The sequence below is a fragment of the uncultured Acetobacterium sp. genome (genome assembly GCF_927416815.1).
GTDB lineage: Bacteria > Bacillota > Clostridia > Eubacteriales > Eubacteriaceae > Acetobacterium.
In genome coordinates, this window is record NZ_CAKMJU010000032.1 from 1 (window position 1) to 18,654 (window position 18,654).

At 36.2% G+C, this 18,654-nt stretch carries 23 protein-coding genes; 19 read left to right on the top strand and 4 right to left on the bottom strand.

From position 1 onward, the window contains the following. The 17 genes from QZ998_RS06415 to QZ998_RS06495 form a co-directional block, all read left to right on the top strand. A partial coding sequence (locus QZ998_RS06415) for an IS3 family transposase (protein WP_296559064.1) occupies positions 1-114 on the top strand: 114 nt, incomplete at its 5' end. Positions 115-334: 220 nt separating this feature from the next. Next, positions 335-1,360: a radical SAM protein gene (locus QZ998_RS06420; RefSeq protein ID WP_296559007.1), complete on the top strand. Its 1,026-nt coding sequence runs from the start codon at positions 335-337 to the stop codon at positions 1,358-1,360. A gap of 25 nt (positions 1,361-1,385) precedes the next feature. Then, positions 1,386-2,390: a radical SAM protein gene (locus QZ998_RS06425; RefSeq protein WP_296559009.1), complete on the top strand. Its 1,005-nt coding sequence runs from the start codon at positions 1,386-1,388 to the stop codon at positions 2,388-2,390. A gap of 30 nt (positions 2,391-2,420) precedes the next feature. After that, the gene (locus QZ998_RS06430; RefSeq protein ID WP_296559011.1) at positions 2,421-3,434 is read left to right on the top strand and encodes a radical SAM protein; all 1,014 of its coding nucleotides are present in this window, start codon (positions 2,421-2,423) and stop codon (positions 3,432-3,434) included. Between the two features lie 15 nt (positions 3,435-3,449). Next, entirely contained in the window at positions 3,450-4,463 is a 1,014-nt protein-coding gene (locus QZ998_RS06435) for a radical SAM protein (RefSeq protein WP_296559013.1), read from the top strand. Positions 4,464-4,517: 54 nt separating this feature from the next. Continuing rightward, on the top strand, positions 4,518-5,843 hold the full coding sequence (locus QZ998_RS06440) for a glycosyltransferase family 4 protein (protein ID WP_296559014.1): 1,326 nt from the start codon (positions 4,518-4,520) through the stop codon (positions 5,841-5,843). 16 nt (positions 5,844-5,859) lie between these two features. Further along, entirely contained in the window at positions 5,860-6,414 is a 555-nt protein-coding gene (gene rfbC / locus QZ998_RS06445; RefSeq protein ID WP_296559016.1) for a dTDP-4-dehydrorhamnose 3,5-epimerase, read from the top strand. Between the two features lie 24 nt (positions 6,415-6,438). Then, on the top strand, positions 6,439-7,794 hold the full coding sequence (gene rfbH / locus QZ998_RS06450) for a lipopolysaccharide biosynthesis protein RfbH (RefSeq protein WP_366512403.1): 1,356 nt from the start codon (positions 6,439-6,441) through the stop codon (positions 7,792-7,794). Position 7,795: 1 nt separating this feature from the next. After that, positions 7,796-8,572 (top strand): glucose-1-phosphate cytidylyltransferase, encoded by a 777-nt coding sequence (rfbF, locus tag QZ998_RS06455; RefSeq protein WP_296559019.1) that lies wholly within the window; start codon positions 7,796-7,798, stop codon positions 8,570-8,572. A gap of 1 nt (position 8,573) precedes the next feature. After that, positions 8,574-9,668, top strand: coding sequence for a CDP-glucose 4,6-dehydratase (gene rfbG / locus QZ998_RS06460; protein ID WP_296559021.1), 1,095 nt, complete (start codon positions 8,574-8,576; stop codon positions 9,666-9,668). Next, on the top strand, positions 9,669-10,553 hold the full coding sequence (locus tag QZ998_RS06465) for an NAD-dependent epimerase/dehydratase family protein (RefSeq protein WP_296559023.1): 885 nt from the start codon (positions 9,669-9,671) through the stop codon (positions 10,551-10,553). It abuts the gene before it with no gap. Between the two features lie 270 nt (positions 10,554-10,823). Continuing rightward, on the top strand, positions 10,824-11,120 hold the full coding sequence (locus tag QZ998_RS06470) for a DUF4258 domain-containing protein (protein ID WP_296559025.1): 297 nt from the start codon (positions 10,824-10,826) through the stop codon (positions 11,118-11,120). Between the two features lie 137 nt (positions 11,121-11,257). Next, positions 11,258-11,485: a type II toxin-antitoxin system RelB family antitoxin gene (gene relB, locus QZ998_RS06475; RefSeq protein ID WP_296559026.1), complete on the top strand. Its 228-nt coding sequence runs from the start codon at positions 11,258-11,260 to the stop codon at positions 11,483-11,485. Then, positions 11,475-11,750 (top strand): type II toxin-antitoxin system RelE/ParE family toxin, encoded by a 276-nt coding sequence (locus tag QZ998_RS06480; protein ID WP_296559028.1) that lies wholly within the window; start codon positions 11,475-11,477, stop codon positions 11,748-11,750. Before relB ends, QZ998_RS06480 begins: the two co-directional genes overlap by 11 nt. Positions 11,751-12,376: 626 nt before the next feature. Then, positions 12,377-12,670 carry a hypothetical protein gene (locus tag QZ998_RS06485; protein WP_296559030.1) on the top strand — a complete coding sequence of 98 codons (294 nt, stop codon included), beginning with the start codon at positions 12,377-12,379 and terminating at the stop codon, positions 12,668-12,670. Continuing rightward, the gene (locus QZ998_RS06490) at positions 12,671-13,054 is read left to right on the top strand and encodes a GSU2403 family nucleotidyltransferase fold protein (protein WP_296559032.1); all 384 of its coding nucleotides are present in this window, start codon (positions 12,671-12,673) and stop codon (positions 13,052-13,054) included. 440 nt (positions 13,055-13,494) lie between these two features. Then, entirely contained in the window at positions 13,495-14,343 is an 849-nt protein-coding gene (locus QZ998_RS06495; protein WP_296559034.1) for an RNA-binding domain-containing protein, read from the top strand. A gap of 63 nt (positions 14,344-14,406) precedes the next feature. On the opposite strand, the gene QZ998_RS06500 is transcribed toward QZ998_RS06495, so the two are convergent. Beyond that, positions 14,407-15,411: a tyrosine-type recombinase/integrase gene (locus tag QZ998_RS06500; protein ID WP_296559036.1), complete on the bottom strand. Its 1,005-nt coding sequence runs from the start codon at positions 15,409-15,411 to the stop codon at positions 14,407-14,409. Continuing rightward, complete coding sequence (locus QZ998_RS06505) at positions 15,401-15,883, bottom strand: tyrosine-type recombinase/integrase (protein WP_296559037.1); 483 nt, start codon at positions 15,881-15,883, stop codon at positions 15,401-15,403. The genes QZ998_RS06500 and QZ998_RS06505 overlap by 11 nt, the downstream gene beginning before the upstream one ends. Positions 15,884-16,426: 543 nt before the next feature. Between QZ998_RS06505 and QZ998_RS06510 the strand changes: the two genes are divergently transcribed. Then, a complete protein-coding gene (locus tag QZ998_RS06510; protein WP_296559038.1) occupies positions 16,427-16,657 on the top strand; it encodes a type II toxin-antitoxin system MqsA family antitoxin in 231 nt (76 codons plus the stop codon). A 166-nt stretch (positions 16,658-16,823) separates the two neighbouring features. Here the strand turns inward: QZ998_RS06510 and QZ998_RS06515 are convergent, their stop codons facing one another. Both QZ998_RS06515 and QZ998_RS06520 read right to left on the bottom strand, forming a co-directional pair. Continuing rightward, entirely contained in the window at positions 16,824-17,099 is a 276-nt protein-coding gene (locus QZ998_RS06515) for a type II toxin-antitoxin system YafQ family toxin (RefSeq protein WP_296559040.1), read from the bottom strand. Next, positions 17,096-17,371, bottom strand: coding sequence for a type II toxin-antitoxin system RelB/DinJ family antitoxin (locus QZ998_RS06520; protein ID WP_296559041.1), 276 nt, complete (start codon positions 17,369-17,371; stop codon positions 17,096-17,098). The genes QZ998_RS06515 and QZ998_RS06520 overlap by 4 nt, the downstream gene beginning before the upstream one ends. A 335-nt stretch (positions 17,372-17,706) precedes the next feature. Here QZ998_RS06520 and QZ998_RS06525 point away from each other — a divergent pair, with 335 nt between their 5' ends. Then, positions 17,707-18,450: an HI0074 family nucleotidyltransferase substrate-binding subunit gene (locus QZ998_RS06525; protein WP_296559042.1), complete on the top strand. Its 744-nt coding sequence runs from the start codon at positions 17,707-17,709 to the stop codon at positions 18,448-18,450. The last annotated feature ends 204 nt before the right edge of the window (positions 18,451-18,654 follow it).

Sequence of the window (18,654 nt, forward strand, 5' to 3'; positions counted from 1 at the left end):
GAATATTTAAATCTTATGCTGGCCGATTATGTCAACTGGTATAACAACATTCGGATTCACTCATCATTAGGGTATCTCACACCAGCCGTATATCGGAAATTAGCCCACAAATAAGTTGTCTAAAAAAGTGTTGACAATCCACAACTCGCAATTTGCGTATACCATTCGCTATCAGATCTGTGGGAGATTCTGCTGTTAATAAAGAGTTTTTATAAAGGGTATAAGTTTTATTTAAGAAGTTATAACTATATGGGACTTGAAACCGTGCTTTATGCATTCCCGGAAGAACAATGCTAGTTCAAATAAATAAGAATTCTGGAAAGGTTCAATAAAAATGAAAGCAGAAGTAAAACCAAATTATGATTCTGATCGAAAAAAGTTGGTAGATATCATACCACTCCCCTACCCATTCACCGTCTATATAGAACAAACGAGGTACTGTAATCTTAAATGCTTTTACTGCATTCATACAACACGTGATACTGAAGGCGGTGAATTTCAACAACTAGGTTATACTGTTAAGCATATGGAATTTGAGATGTATGAAAAAATCATCAAACAATTATCAGAATTTCCAACAGGAATTAAGAGAATCGTTTTTTCTGGTCTCGGTGAGCCCTTGATGAATCCAAGATTACCAGAGATGATAAAACTAGCAGTTGATGCCCAAATTGCAGATCGGGTTGAAGTAATCACCAATGGTGTGCTATTAACGCCAGAGCTTGCGGATAAATTGATTAAAGCAGGGATTACTCACATTAACATATCAATTCAAGGAGTTAATGACCAGCAATACGAGAAGACTTGTGGAAAAAAAATCGATTTTATTAAATTTGTGAAAAATCTTACCTATCTTTATGAACATCGAAAAAGTACACAGATCTATATAAAAGCTATTGATGCGACACTGAATAATGAAGAGGATAAGCGTATATTCTATGAAGTTTTTGGAAATCTCTGTGATAAAATTTATATAGAGCATTTAATTGTAATGCAGCAACAAATGGAAAATCTCAAAGGGATTGTTGACGGAAGTAAAAACTTTTATAATGAAGAGCTCGATGTTAACAGAAAAGTCTGTGCTCAATCCTTTTACTTTCTTCAAATAGGTTGTGATTATGACACCTTTCCCTGTCCAGTTCCTGGCCTTGATAAAAGCCTATCAATGGGTAATTTAAAAGAAAATACATTAATGGAAATATGGAATGGTTCAAAAAGACTGAAACATCTCATAACAATGCTTGAATTTAATAAAGATAGTATTCCGGCTTGTAGAAATTGCACATGTTTTAATGCAATAAATAATCCACTTGAAAATCTGGACGATGATGCTCAACGTTTAATTCATTTGTTTAAATAGTATTCAGATAAAGGAGTGTAATATAATGGCATCTGAAATAAAACCTATCTATGGAACAGAGAGGGTTAAACTAGCTGAAAAAATTCCCCTTGCTACACCGTTTAGTATATTTGTTTTTCCAACAACATATTGTAACTTTAACTGTATTTATTGTGCTCATTCATTAGGTTACGAAAAAATGAAAGAACAGTATAAATTTGTGCCGCAAAATATGTCAATGGAAACTTATAAAAAGATCTTAGATCAAATTAAAGAATTTCCTGACAAAATAAAAATGCTCTCACTAACTGGACAAGGAGAACCTCTACTTAACAGAGACATTCCATTAATGGTTAAATTGGCGAAGGAAGCTGATATTGCGGAAAGAATCGAAATCATAACTAATGGGGCATTACTATCTAAAGAAATGTCAGATAGGTTAATCGAAGCAGGATTGGATACGTTGAGGGTGTCTTTACAAGGCTTGTCATCCCAAAAATACCAAGAAATATGCGGTACTGCAGTGGATTTTGAGGAATATTTAGACAATATTAAGTATTTTTATGAAAACAGAAGAAATACGAATCTTTTTGTTAAGATTATGGATGTTTCTTTAGAAGATGGTGAGGAAGAGAAATTCTATCATTTATTTAGCAACTGTTCTGACCGAATGTATATTGAAAAGATGCTCCCCGCTTATGAAGGTGTCGAAGTCACAAAGGATATGGATGTAGAATATGATCGTTATGGACGGAAACATGGGAAAAGAGATGTCTGCCCGTTACCATTTTATATGATTGGTATCTTTCCAGATGGTGAGGTCGAACCCTGTGATACGATCTATAAGCCCATTATACTTGGTAATGTAAATCAAGATAATCTTTTTGATATGTGGAATGGAAAAAAACTAAGAGCATTTTGGGAGATGCAACTAAGCAGTGAAAGACATTGTAACACGGGTTGCTCTGTTTGTTGTGCGCCAGATGATGTTGCACATCCGGAAGATATCTTAGACAATGAAGCGAAGAAGATTTTAGAATCACTCAAGTGATAGGTTTAGTTAAAAAAGGTTGTGATAACTTTGAAAGCAATTAGAATAGATGGTCGAACACCAGGTGGTGACAGGAATAAGCTTTCTGAGTCAATTCCATTGTCAACCCCATATTTGGTACAAGTATTCCCGGTTTATGGTTGTAATTTCAAGTGCAATTATTGCATTCACTCTATAGATAAGTCAAAGAGAGGTTACGTAACTGAAAAAAAAGTTATGGATTATGAGCTTTATAAAAAATGCATAGATGAACTATGTGATTTTCCTGAAAAAATAAAAATGCTACGTTTTGCTGGTACAGGCGAACCGCTGCTACACAATAATATTGTTAGCATGGTTGATTATGCAGTAAAAAAAGAAGTTGCTTCATCAATTGATATTGTTACAAATGGGGCTCTTCTTAAACCAGAGCTTTCTAAAGCATTAGTAGATTCAGGTTTGACGAGAATTAGAATTTCTATACAAGGGGTTAATGCAAAAAAATACAAACATACTATTGGTGTAGAATTTGACTTTGATAAGTTTATTGAGAATCTAATTTATCTTTATGAAAACAAAGAGAATACACAAATATACATTAAAGTTATTGATTGTGCATTAGACAACGATGATGACCAAAAGTTTTTTGAGATCTTTGGTGATCTCTGCGATGTGATTGCCATAGAAAATGTGATTCCAGCCACATCACAGATTGATTATTCAAGGATTATGGGAAATGAAAATAGTAATTTAACACAAAACGGAGTAAATGTCTCAGACATTGAGGTTTGTTCACAACCTTTCTATTTAATGCAGATAAATCCTGACGGAAATATTGTTCCGTGCTGTGCTATGGAAACAACACATATTGTGGGAAATTGTAAGTATCAAAATTTAAGTGAGATATGGAATGGAAAAAAGTTCAAAGATTTTAGAAAAGTGCAACTGATGAAAAAAAAGAGCATTTATTCAGTTTGCAATAAGTGTCAGTTGTATAAGCATAGCACATTTTCAGAAGATATATTAGACTACGATGCTGAAAGACTCTTGAAAATTTTTAAATAAGAAAGGGCAAAATTAATGAAGGCGAAGAGAATAGATGGTCAAGCAGTGAATGGAAAAAGGACAGCTTTAGCAAAAGTGCTTCCACTAGATACACCGTTCGCAATAACTTTTTTTCCAATTTATGCATGCAATTTAAAATGCAACTATTGTTTGCATTCCTTAAACAAAGAAGAGAGAGGTCATATTTCAGACGAGATTTCTATGGATTTTGACTTATATAAAAAGTGTATTGATGATATAAAGAATTTTCCTCGTAAAGTTAAAGCGATTCATTTTGCTGGTCTTGGTGAACCTTTATTGCATAAAAACATCGTGGAAATGGTGGCATATGCTGTCGAAAAAGAGGTGGCCGAAACTGTAGATATACTAACTAACGGTGTTTTTCTTAGCGAAGAGCTTTCAAATAATCTTGTTAGTGCTGGATTATCAAAACTCAGGGTATCGGTTCAAGGTTTGGATAAAGAAAAATATAAGGAGATAGCTAACGAAGAAATTGATTTCAATGAATTTTTAAAAAATTTGAAATACTTATATGATCATAAAGGAGATATGCAATTATATATTAAAATTATTGACAGTTCGCTTGGTTTAGGTGATGAAGAACGCTTTTTGAATATTTTCGGTAATATATGCGATAACATTGCGATTGAACGATTATGCCCATTTGTTGAAAATGTTGACTACAAGAATATTGTTGATGATTCTGAATTTAAGTTGACTATGAACGGAAATGAAATAGTGGCGGCTGAAGTATGTCCTCAACCATTTTATTCGTTACAAATTTATCCAGATGGTAATTGTATTCCTTGCTGCACTGTTGAAAAGCCATTAGTTATTGGAAATTGTAATTTTGAATCAATAAGCGAAATATGGCGTGGAAAGGAATTAAGGGCCTTTAGAAAAATGCATTTATCTTTTAAAAAATCTGATAATTTTGTATGTGTAAGATGTCAGCAATACAAATATTCTATGTTCCCGGAGGAAATGTTAGATGACGACGCGTTAAGATTACTTTCACTGTTCGAGTAGAAAAATTGTGGCGGTTTATTTATCAGGTTTATTTTTTACAGGAGTAAAATGACGATGCTAATAGTTTTACACCTAACTTCTCACATGGGTGGTGGAGTAGGAAATGCTTTATCAAGTATCACTATTTTTTATCAAAAGTACGATAAGAAATACAGACATAAAATATTGATGTTGGAGGTTCCAAAGAATCAACAATTCATCAATATTTGCAAAGAGCAGGATGTAGAAATAATTTTATTGACTGATAAGCAGTCAATAAAAAAAGAAATGCTAAAAGCCGATATTGTTCAAATCAGTTGGTGGCATCACCCTAAAATGGCGGAGTTTCTGAGTAATTTCCCACAAATTCCGATACGTCTAATTATCTGGTCTCATGTATCAGGCTGCAATTATCCAGCTTTACCTTTCGAGTTTGCTGAGATTGCCCATAAGATACTTTTTACAACAAACTACAGTTTTCAGAATCCGTACTGGAGTGAACATGAACGAGAATACGTTAAGAAAAACGCTGAGATTATTTATGGTGCAGGAGATTTTTCAGTTGCAACCAGAGCTAAACCCGTTCATCATGCGGACTTTAATATCGGTTATGTTGGGACTTTGAATTATAGCAAGCTGCATCCCGAGTTTATTAAGTTTTGCTCAGAGATAGATGTGCCAGAGGCGAAGTTTATTATAGTGGGAGATGCGGACAACCAGCAACAGATAGAACGGGATGCAGAAATATACAACATATATAATAAACTTGAATTTACAGGTTATTTGAATGATGTGTCTAAAGTACTAGAACGTTTCGATGTATTTGGTTATCCACTAAATCCTTGGCATTTTGGTACAACCGAGAATGCATTGCTTGAAGCAATGGCGGCAGGTCTTCCGGTTGTTGTCTTAAATCAAGGGGCGGAGAAATACATTGTTAAACATATGGAAACAGGTTTGCTTGCAGATAACATTGAACAGTACGGAAAGCTTATTCGTTACTTATATGAAAATCCTAATGAACGGAAAAGAATCGGAGAGAATGCAAGAGCGTTTGTATTGGATACATTTAATTTAAAAAAAACGCTTGAAAAAATGAATGGAATTTATGACAATGTAATGGAGATGCCAAAAAGAACATTTGAGTTTAATACGATCTTTGGAGAAAAGCCATATGAATGGTTCTTATCCTGTTTGGGTGAAGACAAGAAGTTGTTTGAGGATAGTATAAATTCTGATTTGATAAAAGACAAGGTGAAATTTGAACAAACCGAATCGAAGATTTTTAATTGTCGGCATATTTTAAGAGAAGATTCTAAGAGTTCAGTCAATCATTTTGCCCAGTGCTTTCCCGATGATGAGACAATTATATATTGGAAAAAATTAATTAATAGAAAATAAAATAGGATGTGAATTTGTGTATCAGGTAAATAAGACTGCATTAGACGGATGTTTAAGACTTGAGCCCAATATATTTAGGGATCATAGAGGTACTTCAATTAAAACTTTTCATATTGAAGATTTTAGAGATTATGGCATAAATAATAATTTTGTCGAAGATTTGATAGTAGTTTCTAATAAAAACGTTTTAAGAGGTTTACACTTTCAAAACCCGCCATTTGCTCAAGCAAAGTTAGTTTATTGTGTCAAGGGGAGTATCTTAGATGTAGTTTTAGACATTCGTAGAGATTCGCCCACATATGGGAATTATGAAATGTTTAATATCGATGCGTCAAATTTCTCCATACTATACATAAAAGAAGGATTTGCTCATGGATACCTAGCGCTTGAAGTTGACACAGTTGTTATGTATAAGATGTCATCTGTATATAATAAAAAGCTTGAAGGGGGCATAAGGTGGAATTCGATTGATATACCTTGGGGTATTAGTAAGCCAATTATATCAGAAAGAGATGAGAGTTTTGTTGCTTTTAATGATTTTAGAAGTAATTTTAATTATGTAGATATTTGAGATTGGTTTAGAAAGAAAGGTGATATTTTGAAAAAATCTCAAGAGTTAAAAGATGAGATATTAAGGTTAACAAAAGAATATTATAGTCAAACAATAAACGAAAAAGATATATATAAGATTGGGGATAGAATACCTTATGCAGGCAGAGTTTATGATGAAAAAGAAATGGTTAATCTTGTAGATTCGTCACTTGAGTTTTGGCTGACGTCAGGTAGATATACTAATATATTCGAAGAAAAACTCTCTGAGTTCTTGCAAGTGAAATTTTGTCATACATGTAACTCCGGGTCAAGTGCTAATTTATTAGCATTTATGGCATTAACATCGCAGTTATTAAGTGAACGTCGTATAGTGCCTGGAGACGAGGTTATTACTGTTGCCGCTGGCTTTCCGACGACTGTAACGCCTGTTATTCAATATGGAGCTATCCCTGTTTTTTTAGACGTAACGATACCGCAATATAATATTGATTGTCGCAAATTGGAAGAAGCAGTTACGGAAAAAACGAAAGCGGTTATGATTGCCCATACATTAGGTAATCCATTTGATCTGAAGCAAGTCAAAGCGTTTTGTGTTGAACATAATCTCTGGCTTATTGAAGATAACTGTGATGCACTAGGGTCACAATATCAACTAGACGGTCAATGGAAATATACTGGGACAATAGGTGATATTGGTACGTCCAGTTTTTATCCTCCCCATCATATAACTACAGGAGAAGGCGGGGCAGTTTATACTGATAACCCATTATTAAGTAAAATTGTTCTATCGCTTCGCGATTGGGGACGGGATTGCTCGTGTCCATCAGGTGTAGATAATATGTGTGGGAGTCGTTTTGAACGACAATTTGGAGAACTGCCATTCGGATATGATCACAAATATGTCTATTCTCATTTTGGGTATAACTTGAAGATGACTGAAATGCAAGCGGCAGTAGGTGTTGCCCAAATGGATAAGCTTAGTTTTTTCATTAATAAGCGAAAAGAAAATTGGGAGACACTACATAGTAAATTAAAAGATTTGTCGGATTTTTTCATCCTTCCAGAACCTTGCTTAAATTCAATGCCATCCTGGTTTGGTTTTCTGCTAACAGTAAGAAAGAATGATTTTTTTACTAGAGACGAGCTTGTCAATTATCTTGAAAATCAAAATATCCAAACTCGAACTCTGTTTGCAGGAAATTTAACAAAACAACCTTGTTTTAATAAAATGAGAAATGAGAACCAAGGCTATGGCGTTGTAGGCCATTTAACAAATACCGATATAATCATGAATCACTCTTTTTGGATCGGTGTTTATCCAGAGCTAGACAATCAAAAGTTGGATTATATGATTAACAAGATAAAAACCTTTATAGAAAAATTTAATGGGGAATTATAATATGAAAATAGTTATATTATGTGGAGGCTACGGTACGCGCATTAGCGAAGAATCTCACTTAAAACCAAAACCAATGATCGGCGTCGGAGAAAGACCGATTTTATGGCACATCATGAAAGGTTATTCTAAGTATGGGTTTAATGATTTCATCCTTTGCCTAGGGTATAAAGGTAATGTCATTAAAGAGTATTTTGCTAACTATTTTCTATATGGTTCTGATGTAACATTCGACTTATCAAATAACAATCAGATGCAAATACACTCTTGTGAATCAGTGGAGCCATGGAAAGTGACTCTTGCCAATACTGGTTTAGAAACGATGACCGGTGGTAGGATAAAAAGAGTGAAAAAATATATTGGCAATGAAACCTTTATGCTAACCTATGGTGATGGTTTATCTGATGTTAACATTGAAGAACTCTATCAATTTCATAAATCCCACGGAAAACTGGCAACCGTTACTGCGGTACAACCAAGTGGTAGATATGGGGTATTGGGAATCAATAATGACTCCACGGTATTAGAATTTGTCGAAAAACCTGAAAATTTGGATGCCTGGATCAATGGCGGCTTTCTTGTTCTAGAACCTGAAGTGCTGGACTATATTGAGGGGGATATGACCAGTTTTGAGAAGGGACCCTTAGACAAATTGGCAGAAGATGGACAAGTTGTGGCGTACAAGCACACCGGGTTCTGGCAATGTATGGATACGCAGAGAGATAAATATACACTTGAAACGATTTGGGAAAGCGGTAAAGCGCCTTGGAAGGTGTGGTAATTTGTTTAACGATTATTATCAGGGTAAAAATGTTCTTATAACAGGTCATACCGGTTTTAAAGGTTCCTGGCTTTCGATCTGGTTAACGAAGCTAGGTGCAAATGTCACAGGGTATGCCTTGAATCCACCCACTGATCCTTCGATGTTTGAGCAATGTAAAATCGATACCAGGATTAATTCTATTATTGGCGATATCCGTGATCGTGATAACCTGAACAAGGCAATTTCACAGACACAACCAGAAATCATCTTTCACATGGCAGCACAGCCGCTTGTGCGACTTTCTTATGAGAAGCCGGTAGAAACATTTGAAACGAACATGATGGGAACGGTGAATCTGTGGGAAGCAGTTCGGCGTTGTCCATCGGTTAGAGCAGTCGTGAATGTTACGACCGATAAGTGTTATGAAAACAAAGAGTCCTTTTGGGGATACCGAGAAACAGATCGTCTTGGGGGATATGAACCGTATTCCAGCAGCAAAGCGTGTTCAGAGTTGATTACAGCTTCCTATATCAACTCTTTTTTTCATCCGGATCAATATAATAATCACAAAGTGGCCATAGCCACTGCAAGAGCCGGAAATGTAATCGGTGGTGGGGACTTCGCACTTGATCGATTGATACCAGATTGTGTCAGAGGATTGTTGTCAAATGAAGAACTATTGATACGAAATCCTCATGCTATTCGGCCCTGGCAACATGTATTGGAACCATTGACCGGATACTTGCAACTGGCAATGGGTTTAGGCTTAGAAGGATGCAGGTATAATGGCTCATGGAATTTTGGACCCGAAAAAGACAGCGAAAAAAATGTTGAATTTATTGTCAAACAGATTTGCAATCTTTGGAATGGAAATTCAAGCTATAGAATCGATGCGCGACAACAACCCCATGAGACCTCTTATTTAAAGCTCGATTCTTATAAAGCCAGAAAACTATTAGGTTATGAATCACAGTTAAGCATTGAAAAAGCTTTAAAGATGGTGGTTGATTGGGTGAGGGTATACAAAAATGACAAAGAAAACCTATACGACTTTACACTTTCTCAAATTACTGAATATGAAAAATTTAGCAGAAAATTAAATAGTGGTGAGTAGATGAAGAAGATACTGGTTACAGGCGGGACGGGTTTTGTCGGCCTGAATTTAGTAAGAAGATTAGTAAGTTTGGGATACGAGACCCATGTTATTGTAAGAAAAAACTCCAACCTTGAAGAGATAAAGTCTTTGGAAGGAAATATCGTCATTCATATTTATAATCAGAGCCTTCAAAGCATGATCGAAATTTTCAAGAAGGCTTCACCTGATCTAGTCGTGCATTTAGCTTCTTTGTTTATATCAGAACATCGAGTAGAAGATATTGATGAACTATTTAAAAGCAATATCTTGTTTGGTACGCATTTGCTTGAAGCCATGAAACAAGAAGATGTCAGCTACTTAATAAATACCGGAACAAACTGGCAGAATTATTGTAGCAGCGAATATAATCCGGTGAATTTATACGCTGCAACAAAAGAGGCGTTTGAAAACATCGCCAAATTCTACACAGAATCGACAGCACTTAGAATGTTAACGCTTAGGCTATATGATACCTATGGACCAAACGACAAAAGACCGAAAATATTTTCTTTGTTTAATAAAATTTCACAAACCGGCGAAAGCTTAGACATGTCACCAGGCGATCAGCTCCTAGGATTTGTACACATTGATGATATCGTTGATGCATTCTTAGTAGCGATGGAGCAAATAACAAATAAAGAGCAATATTTTAACGAGGTTTATTTTCTAACGCCAGAAAAGTACTATTCTTTAAAAGAAGTTGCAAGAATTTATGAAGCGGTAAAAGCCGTGCGGCTTAACATTAATTGGGGATTAAGACCATATCGTTCCAGAGAGGTGATGAAACCTTTTGAAGGAAATCGATTACCGGGTTGGGTGCCTAAGATAGATTTGAAGGACGGAATCGGCCGGTTAAGCGAGTGACAGCGGTGACCGGGGGAGGGATTGGGGACAGGTGCCTGACACCATAGGGGAAAGGTGCCTGACACCAATTTATAAAGAAAAGAGCGTGCCTGACACCAATTTAGAAAAGAGCGTGCCTGACACCAATTTATAAACTTTACATTTACATCTAGCGAGCAGTGGTGTATACTGGTTATCAAGATACTTCAAAGCATTGCCTTGGTAGTCTAGGAGCCGCTTAAGATAACCATAGTATACTTACAATTCACAGGAACAGGATATAGGAAGAAAATGAAGATTGAAGATTTGCGTGATCTCTATGAAAAAGACATCGTCTTTTTAACACAACACGTAATTGAGCGATGTAAGCAGCGTAATATTCGGCCCAAGCATATTAAGGAAGCAGTAATGACAGGTGAAATAATTGAAGATTATCCAGATGATTTTCCAACGCCAAGCTGTTTGATACTCGGTTTTCCCTCTATCGGTGTACCACTTCATGTCGTGGTTGCCAGAAAGGAGACCGAAAGGAGACCGTGCCTGACACTCATGTACTCATGTATAAACTTGTTTGCATTTTGCCTTTGACAACATGCTAAAAATTAAGAACTTAAACTCCTGTGTTTGACAAGGACAAGTAACAGTGACGCTGAAATTATTTAAGGTATAATAGCTGAAAGTTGTGTTACAATGTGTTACGAAATAAAATGGAGGTGATTAGTATAATGGCACATGTATCATTAAGAGTTTCGGAACAGGAAAAGACTTGGATGGAAAGCTATGCAAAGCTTCATGGAGTAAGTCTTTCAGATGCTATTAAGCAGGCATTTTTCGAAAAACTGGAAGATGACTACGATCTGAATGTAATCAGAGAATATGAACAGGAAAAACCGGTCAAATTCTACTCGTTGAGCGAAGTAATCAGTGAATTGGGTCTGGACGATGAACTATGAAGTGAAGATCAGCGACAAAGCGTTAAAAACTTTGAAGCAGATGGACAAACATCAGTCAAAAATCATTATCGGATGGATTAATAAAAATCTTTCCGGCTGTGTTGATCCGCGTAGCCAGGGAAAGGCTCTTGTTGGTGATAAAAAAGGGTATTGGCGATATCGGATCGGTTCATATCGTTTGATAGCAGAAATTGATGATGGACAGGTGCGGATTAATATTATAAATGTCGGCCATCGACGTGAAATTTATAAAAATCCGGAATAGAAGAGATCAGTGCCTGACGCTGGTTTATATTCTGACGTAAAAAATGTGATTATGACTGGTGTAATATAATAATTGAACCATATCCTGAGGATTATCCACATCCCAGCTGTTTAATTTTGGGAGCATCTCTGAGAGATCGTGCCTGACACCGATTTACCTGACACCGATTTATAAACATAATGATTTACATATTGCAGGCAGTAGTGTAGAATGTCACCAAGACAACATTAGCGGTTACCCAGACAAATTGACCGAGTAGATAAAAGTCTAAAACATTAAGAATATTAAACAAACACGTACCTGATGCCAACTTATAAATATATAAACTCTTTGTTTGCATTTTAGCTGCAGTTATAAAAATTGGGTGCTATGGGATTAATTATACATGATATACATGATATTATGATCCCGAGCTCTTAGGCTTTTTAAAATGTTGATAAAGTGACAGAACTAAGTAATTTTGTTGGCATATGTTTATATGCGATTCAATGATGCCCGGCATATCACACTTCTTGGCGCCATTCAACCTTATTTTTTTAATTAGTTTGTACACCACAAAGTCTTTTAAAAATAAAATTTGTGGTGTATAATGCTGGTAGAGAATAGTTAAAAAGGAGTGGGTTGTTATGGCTATCAAACATGTTTTAGAGGATCAAATAGAGAGAAATGAGAAAAATATAATAGTTTATAAGGGAAGATTGGCGAAACTACCAAAAGGTGTCCTATATCCAAGAAAAAGGGGTGATAAAGTTTATTATTATTTAAAGTATCGAGATGAAGAAGGTAAAAGAGTTGATCAGTATATTAAAGCTGATCAAGTAGATAGAGTCAAAAAACAGTTAAATAAACGAAAAGAGTTCTTAGATATGATCCGTGGCCTGCAGGAAGACATAAAAATAGCTAAAAAGGGGCTGAGGTAGATGCTGTATAAGGAGAATTTTGTTGAAACATTGACCATACTTGATGGCTTGAATTTATTGGATCATGTGATTCTGATCGGTTCCTGGGCCGAGTATCTTTACGAGCAGTGTAGTGTGATCGATGGCTTCATTTCGACCACAAAAACTATGGACATTGATTTTCTGGTGAGAAACATCAGAAAGCCACGAGAAAGGGTAAATTTGGTGGATGCTTTTCAAGAAAAGGGGTATGAGTTGTCTTTTCGGCATACCGGGGTAGTGACATTGATCAAAGATGGTTTTGAGGTTGAGTTCCTTGCAAAACAGATAGGTAAACCGGAGCCGGTGGTTGATTCGCCAAATTTTGGTAAATTAGAGACTTTGGGTCACATGAGTATTATTTGATGCAAATACACTAACAGTGGTGTATCAGGGAGTTTCGGTGATTATTCCAGAGGAGACAGTGCCTGACGCCAACTTATAAACATAATCATTGACATATTGCAGGTAGTAGACCGGCTGATAGAACCAGTGTTCATCACCCAGAACGAAGACACGACCTGTGCACCCATGCTATTCAAAAGTTGATTCGGAGCAGCATCCGGAAATAGCAATTATCATTAGCGACACCGCCGTCAAACCTCCGCCCAGCGGAAGATAGGAAACGACTGAAAAAACGGATCCTTGGCATCGACAAAGGTTATAACAGTCTTTTTGCCACCAAGCACCGCCCATGAGCACAGGTCCAATCTGGATTTTTTGCTCAGTTCCGAGAAATTCAGGTGGATAATTGGTTTTACGATAGTCTTAACTAAAACGGAGTTAATTGAAAAAGGGGTTTAATAATGGGCAAACTAAAAGAAGAAAAAACAATTGAGTTCAAGCAGGAGTTTACACCCTCATTTTTAAAGACCGTTAGTGCATTTGCAAACTATGGTGATGGTGAAATTATTTTTGGGATTAGTGATGATGGTGAGGTTGTTGGCATAAAAAATATTGATCATCTTAAGTTAGCGATTGAAAATACTATTAATGATACAATTGAACCAAGGCCAATCTATACCTTAAAAGAAACGACAATGGATAAAAAAGAAGTCCTTACTCTAAACGTGTACAAGGGTGAGAGTCAACCTTATTTCTATAAAGGTAAAGCATACAGAAGAATGGATACGGCCAGTGTCCCAGTTGATCGAACTGCATTGCAAAAACTGGTATTGATTGGTGGTCAAATTGATTTTGATGAAATGCCCTCAAAAAACAAAGGATTGAAATTTGAGATACTGTTTAAATGGTTAAAAAGTGTTCTTGGGATTGAAGAGCTTACAAATGATGTACTCATTTCACTAGGCTTGCTGGAACATGGAGTTTTTAATAATGCAGCTGAATTGCTATCAGATAACAACAAAATAAAAAGTTCCGTTGTCGATATGGTTCGTTTCGGGGATAACATTTCAATATTTTTAGATAGAAGAACCATTCAAGGAGGTTCAATTTTACTTCAATATGAGGAGGCGATTGAATTTTTCAGACAGTGGTATAAACCATACTTAGCTATTGAAGGAATTCCACGAAAAGAAAGAATACAAATACCTGAATTAGCTTTTCTTGAAGCAATGGCGAATGCACTGATCCATCGCTTATGTAAAGCTTTACATAACCGGTGTTATGCGAAGCTTATAGTTATGCAAAGTTAGCATCAGATCCCTCCATAAACGGAAGAATCTGATGCTTTTTTCTTTACATAAAATTTTATCATTTTACAGGTTCTTTTTCAACCAATCAATTAGGTCATCTTTTTCCTTCCGGTTATACTTTTCCGATATCTCAATGGAAGAACTGTGTTTTATTAAGTGTTCTTCTTTGATTTTTTGATTTGTCTTTGCATAGATTTCTGTTGTGATAACTGAGGAATGACCAAGAAAGTCACGTATGTAAATCAGGTTTACACCAGCCTCCAACAAATGCATGGCTTTACTATGACGAAAACAGTGGTTAGTGATGCGCTTTTTAAATAAATCTGGACGACTTTGCTGCGCAATTAGAACATATTTATCGATGATATACTGAATGCCGGCGCGAGTAAGTTTTTCGCCACTGCGATTTACGAATAGGGGTTGGTTGACGTTGTTCCGCTGATGATGTTTGATGTATTTTTTGATTATGCTGGATGCGTCAGCATTAATCGGGACGTGCCTTGTTTTGTTCCCTTTTCCATGTAGTTCAACGATCGTTATTGAACCAAACCGGAGATGAGCCGGGCAGAGATCAATCAGCTCCTGCACACGTGCACCGCTCTCATACAAAAGCACGAGAATCGATAAATCACGAAGCTGCCACTTATCCTGCTGCTTTGGGAGCGAAAATAACAGTGCAGTTTCCTCAAGGTTCATATAATTCATTGGTGTCGCAGGGGCTTTTTTGAATGGTACGGATAAGACATCCGCACATTGTTCAAAACCGGAAGGATCACGGTACTGAACATACCGGAAAAAAGCATGGATTGCAGCCAGTCGCTGATTTCTGGTGCTGATGCTGATCTTTCTCTCTGTTTCAAGGTAGGTTAGAAACTCTTCAACTCTTTGAGTGGTAAAATCTTTATAAGTCAGTTTTTCCGGGGCTATTTTATACACTGTTTTATAAAAAGCCATGAGTTGCACGAAAGCATCCCGGTAAGAGTGGATCGTATTTGGGGAAGCCGCTATCTGGTTTGGTAAATAATCTGAAAAATATCTGGTGATATGATAAGAAAAATTAGCATTCATTTTCACCACCGCCTATATCTTTGGGGAACAAGCCGGGGCTGTAGGATGCTGTTTTTTCGAGGACAGTACCAAAATGATCTTCCAGCATCCTGAGGTAATATTCAGTTTCTGTCAAGTGCTTATGGCCAAGATATATGGACAACAATGGTAGTGATGTATACAGATCAAATCCCTTCGTTTGCATCATCTCCAGTGCTCTTACACAAAAGGTGTGGCGCAGATCATGAAGACGTTGTCGACCGCCATCAGAACGCCTGGGGATACTGGCCTGATCCAGCAACTGATGAAACTTCTGGTATAGTACAGTCTGACAATACTCGTCGCCGTTGCTCCCATGAACAAAAAAATCTTCTGGACGGGCATTTTTCAGATGCTTTTGATAGTAATCCTGTAACAGGGACAGCAGAGAATCGGACACAACAACGATGCGGCTCACATCGTTTTTTCCATTAATGGAACAGGTGCCTGACACCGATTTATAAACATAATGATTTACATATTGCAGGCAGTAGTGTATAATGTCACCAAGACAACATTAGCGGTTACCCAGACAAATTGACCGAGAAGATGAAAGTCTAAAACATTAAGAATATTAAACAAACACGTACCTGATGCCAACTTATAAATATATAAACTTTTTGTTTGCGTTTTAGCTGCAGTTATAAAAATTGGGTACTAAAGGATTATTTATACATGATGTTATGATCCCAAGCTCTTAGGCTTAAAAAAATGAAGGGATATTGATAAAGTGACAGAACTAAGTAATTTTGTTGGAATATATGTTTATATGCGATTCAATGATGTTGACAATACTATAAACCCCATGTTCATGTAAAATACGGAGACTATCAAGCAGTTGTTTCTCTGGGTTGTCTAATTTTAGGATCATCTCTTGAAAAATTATTAGTCCATGTTGTAGTTGGGTATACTGATTACAAATTATGGATCATAACTGCATATTATCCTGATGTAGATATGTGGGAAGACGGCTTTAAATCGAGAAAGGAGAAGTAAAATGGATTGTTTTTTGTGTAAAGGTAAACTGATTGATGGAACTACCACTTATATGGCTGACTTAGGAAACATTATTGTGATTGTTAAAAATGTACCTTGTCACACGTGTACCCAATGTGGCGAAGAATCATTTAGTGGTACGGTTGTTGCACAATTAGAACGCATTATTGATCAATTGCGTAATACGTTAACAGAAATTGCTGTCGTTAATTATGACAATCGTGCTGCCTAAATTTTCTGTTGCTCAACTTAGGGGACAAACTTAAATGTCTGCACCAACTTATAAACTTTAGTCTTGGAGCCTGGCACCACTTAACTTATGACTTAGCTTATTTATGCATATGCAAAAAAACGCCCAATAATTGGACGTTTCCAGTTTCTGGTATCCGTATGAGACTTTAGAATAAATCGCTGTGGGTTCCGGTTCGCATCAGATATAAAATCAGATCACTTTCTGTCAGTTCGTAAATCAGTAACCAATCCGGCGTAATGTGACATTCTCTGCATTTTACATAGTTTCCATTCAAGTTATGGTCTTTATATCTGGCTGGAAGTTCTTCATCGTTTGCGATGATTTTGATTACCTCGGTAAGCAATGCAAGATTATAGCCACGTCTGTGGATTCTTTTAAGATCTTTCTGAAACTTCGATGTGGGTTTAACTAGATATTTCATTTTAACAACTCAGTTATCATCTCATCGATATCATCATACCCTTTATAGATTGCGGGATTGCGTTTCATGTTCTCAACTTCTTCGATTGCACAGATCGTTTCGGTATTCGGAATATTTCGAGAAATAACAAATGGGATTCGCTGTTCTCTAACCGCTTGCTTAGTAAAAGCAATTAAAGCCGAGGTCATAGACAAACCCAGATCAGAAAATAAATCATCAGCCTGTTTCTTCAACTCTTCGTCCATTCGAATCGTGACGTTTGTAGTAGCCATTTCAAACACCTCTTCTTTGTTATTATTATTGATTATATTATACATCGAATATTGTGCATTGTCAATACTACGCACACATGAAGTGTCCTTGCCTGTCATAAACTTATAATAAAGGAAGGTGCTTCAGTCATGAACCTGACATTAACTTATAAACTTGTTTGTTTAGGAAGAAATGGCGCAAACTAGATAACCAGTAACAAACTGAAAATCGTTTAGAAAGAGCGTGAGTAGATTGATTGAAAATAATCGATTGGAATTTAAAAAAGTTTTGAATGATAGTTTAAAAAAAGAAGTGGTATGCTTCTTAAATTATCATGAAGTTGGGAGGTTTGCGAATGAGTGAACAAAAAGTGGGAGCACAAGGGGAAGCTTTAGGAGCTGTTAAAAAGACCTCAAAAATAAGAATGGAAAAATTGTTTGAGCAGGTTAAAAAATGCGCCAGTCACTATCCGAATATTTATAAAATTGTCCTATTTGGATCACGAGCAAGAGGTGATTATCGGCCTAATAGTGATATCGATTTAGCCATTTTCAGTAAAAGCAAAAGCAATTCCAACTTGGAAGTAGCCAATTTCACAAATGATATTGAAGATCTGGATACCTTGTTAAAATTTGATATAATATTCATAACACCCGACACAGATCCTCGTTTGCTGCAAAATGTCAAGAAAGAAGGAGTCGTTATCATGGAATTACTAACAAATAAAGTCGAAAATTTAAGAAAAGCAGTTGATCGCCTGAGTGAAGGAATTTTAGAACTTCAAGCCAATGAAAGCAGCGTTGTCCGTGATGGGGTCATCCAGCGGTTTGAATTTACGACGGAACTTGCCTGGAAAGCTGCCAGGGAATATCTGATGGATCAAGGGTTTATTGATATTAACAGTCCTAAGTCAGTTATGAAAGAAGCGTTTAGTTATGGTTTAATCACAGATGATAAGATTTGGATTCAAATATTAAATGATCGCAACTTAACGTCTCATATTTATAAAGAAGAAATCGCAGATGAAATATGTGATCGGATTATAAAGACGTATTTCCAGGAGTTCAAAGCTCTTTCAAAACGTTTGGCGTTAATCTAAGAAACAGTGCCTAAGAAACAGTGCCTGACACTAATTTATAAACTTGTTTGCGTTTTTCCTTTGATATGGTAAAATAGTTTTGCAAGATGAAACTGCTTATGCTTGCTTATAAATAAGTAAAGGCGATTATTTTCCGTTTGGCTATTTCAGTGGTGAAATCAGCAGTATTCCACTTGACGGCAAAGCTTTTTTTATGTTGATATA

Bases quoted from the DNA above. Each gene is read 5' to 3' on its own strand.
- QZ998_RS06420 (WP_296559007.1), top strand. From the start codon at position 335: ATGAAAGCAGAAGTAAAACCAAATTATGATTCTGATCGAAAAAAGTTG.
- QZ998_RS06425 (WP_296559009.1), top strand. From the start codon at position 1,386: ATGGCATCTGAAATAAAACCTATCTATGGAACAGAGAGGGTTAAACTA.
- QZ998_RS06435 (WP_296559013.1), top strand. From the start codon at position 3,450: ATGAAGGCGAAGAGAATAGATGGTCAAGCAGTGAATGGAAAAAGGACA.
- QZ998_RS06440 (WP_296559014.1), top strand. From the start codon at position 4,518: ATGCTAATAGTTTTACACCTAACTTCTCACATGGGTGGTGGAGTAGGA.
- rfbF (WP_296559019.1), top strand. From the start codon at position 7,796: ATGAAAATAGTTATATTATGTGGAGGCTACGGTACGCGCATTAGCGAA.
- QZ998_RS06465 (WP_296559023.1), top strand. From the start codon at position 9,669: ATGAAGAAGATACTGGTTACAGGCGGGACGGGTTTTGTCGGCCTGAAT.
- QZ998_RS06470 (WP_296559025.1), top strand. From the start codon at position 10,824: ATGAAGATTGAAGATTTGCGTGATCTCTATGAAAAAGACATCGTCTTT.
- relB (WP_296559026.1), top strand. From the start codon at position 11,258: ATGGCACATGTATCATTAAGAGTTTCGGAACAGGAAAAGACTTGGATG.
- QZ998_RS06480 (WP_296559028.1), top strand. From the start codon at position 11,475: ATGAACTATGAAGTGAAGATCAGCGACAAAGCGTTAAAAACTTTGAAG.
- QZ998_RS06485 (WP_296559030.1), top strand. From the start codon at position 12,377: ATGGCTATCAAACATGTTTTAGAGGATCAAATAGAGAGAAATGAGAAA.
- QZ998_RS06490 (WP_296559032.1), top strand. From the start codon at position 12,671: ATGCTGTATAAGGAGAATTTTGTTGAAACATTGACCATACTTGATGGC.
- QZ998_RS06495 (WP_296559034.1), top strand. From the start codon at position 13,495: ATGGGCAAACTAAAAGAAGAAAAAACAATTGAGTTCAAGCAGGAGTTT.
- QZ998_RS06500 (WP_296559036.1), bottom strand. From the start codon at position 15,411: ATGAATGCTAATTTTTCTTATCATATCACCAGATATTTTTCAGATTAT.
- QZ998_RS06510 (WP_296559038.1), top strand. From the start codon at position 16,427: ATGGATTGTTTTTTGTGTAAAGGTAAACTGATTGATGGAACTACCACT.
- QZ998_RS06515 (WP_296559040.1), bottom strand. From the start codon at position 17,099: ATGAAATATCTAGTTAAACCCACATCGAAGTTTCAGAAAGATCTTAAA.
- QZ998_RS06520 (WP_296559041.1), bottom strand. From the start codon at position 17,371: ATGGCTACTACAAACGTCACGATTCGAATGGACGAAGAGTTGAAGAAA.
- QZ998_RS06525 (WP_296559042.1), top strand. From the start codon at position 17,707: ATGAGTGAACAAAAAGTGGGAGCACAAGGGGAAGCTTTAGGAGCTGTT.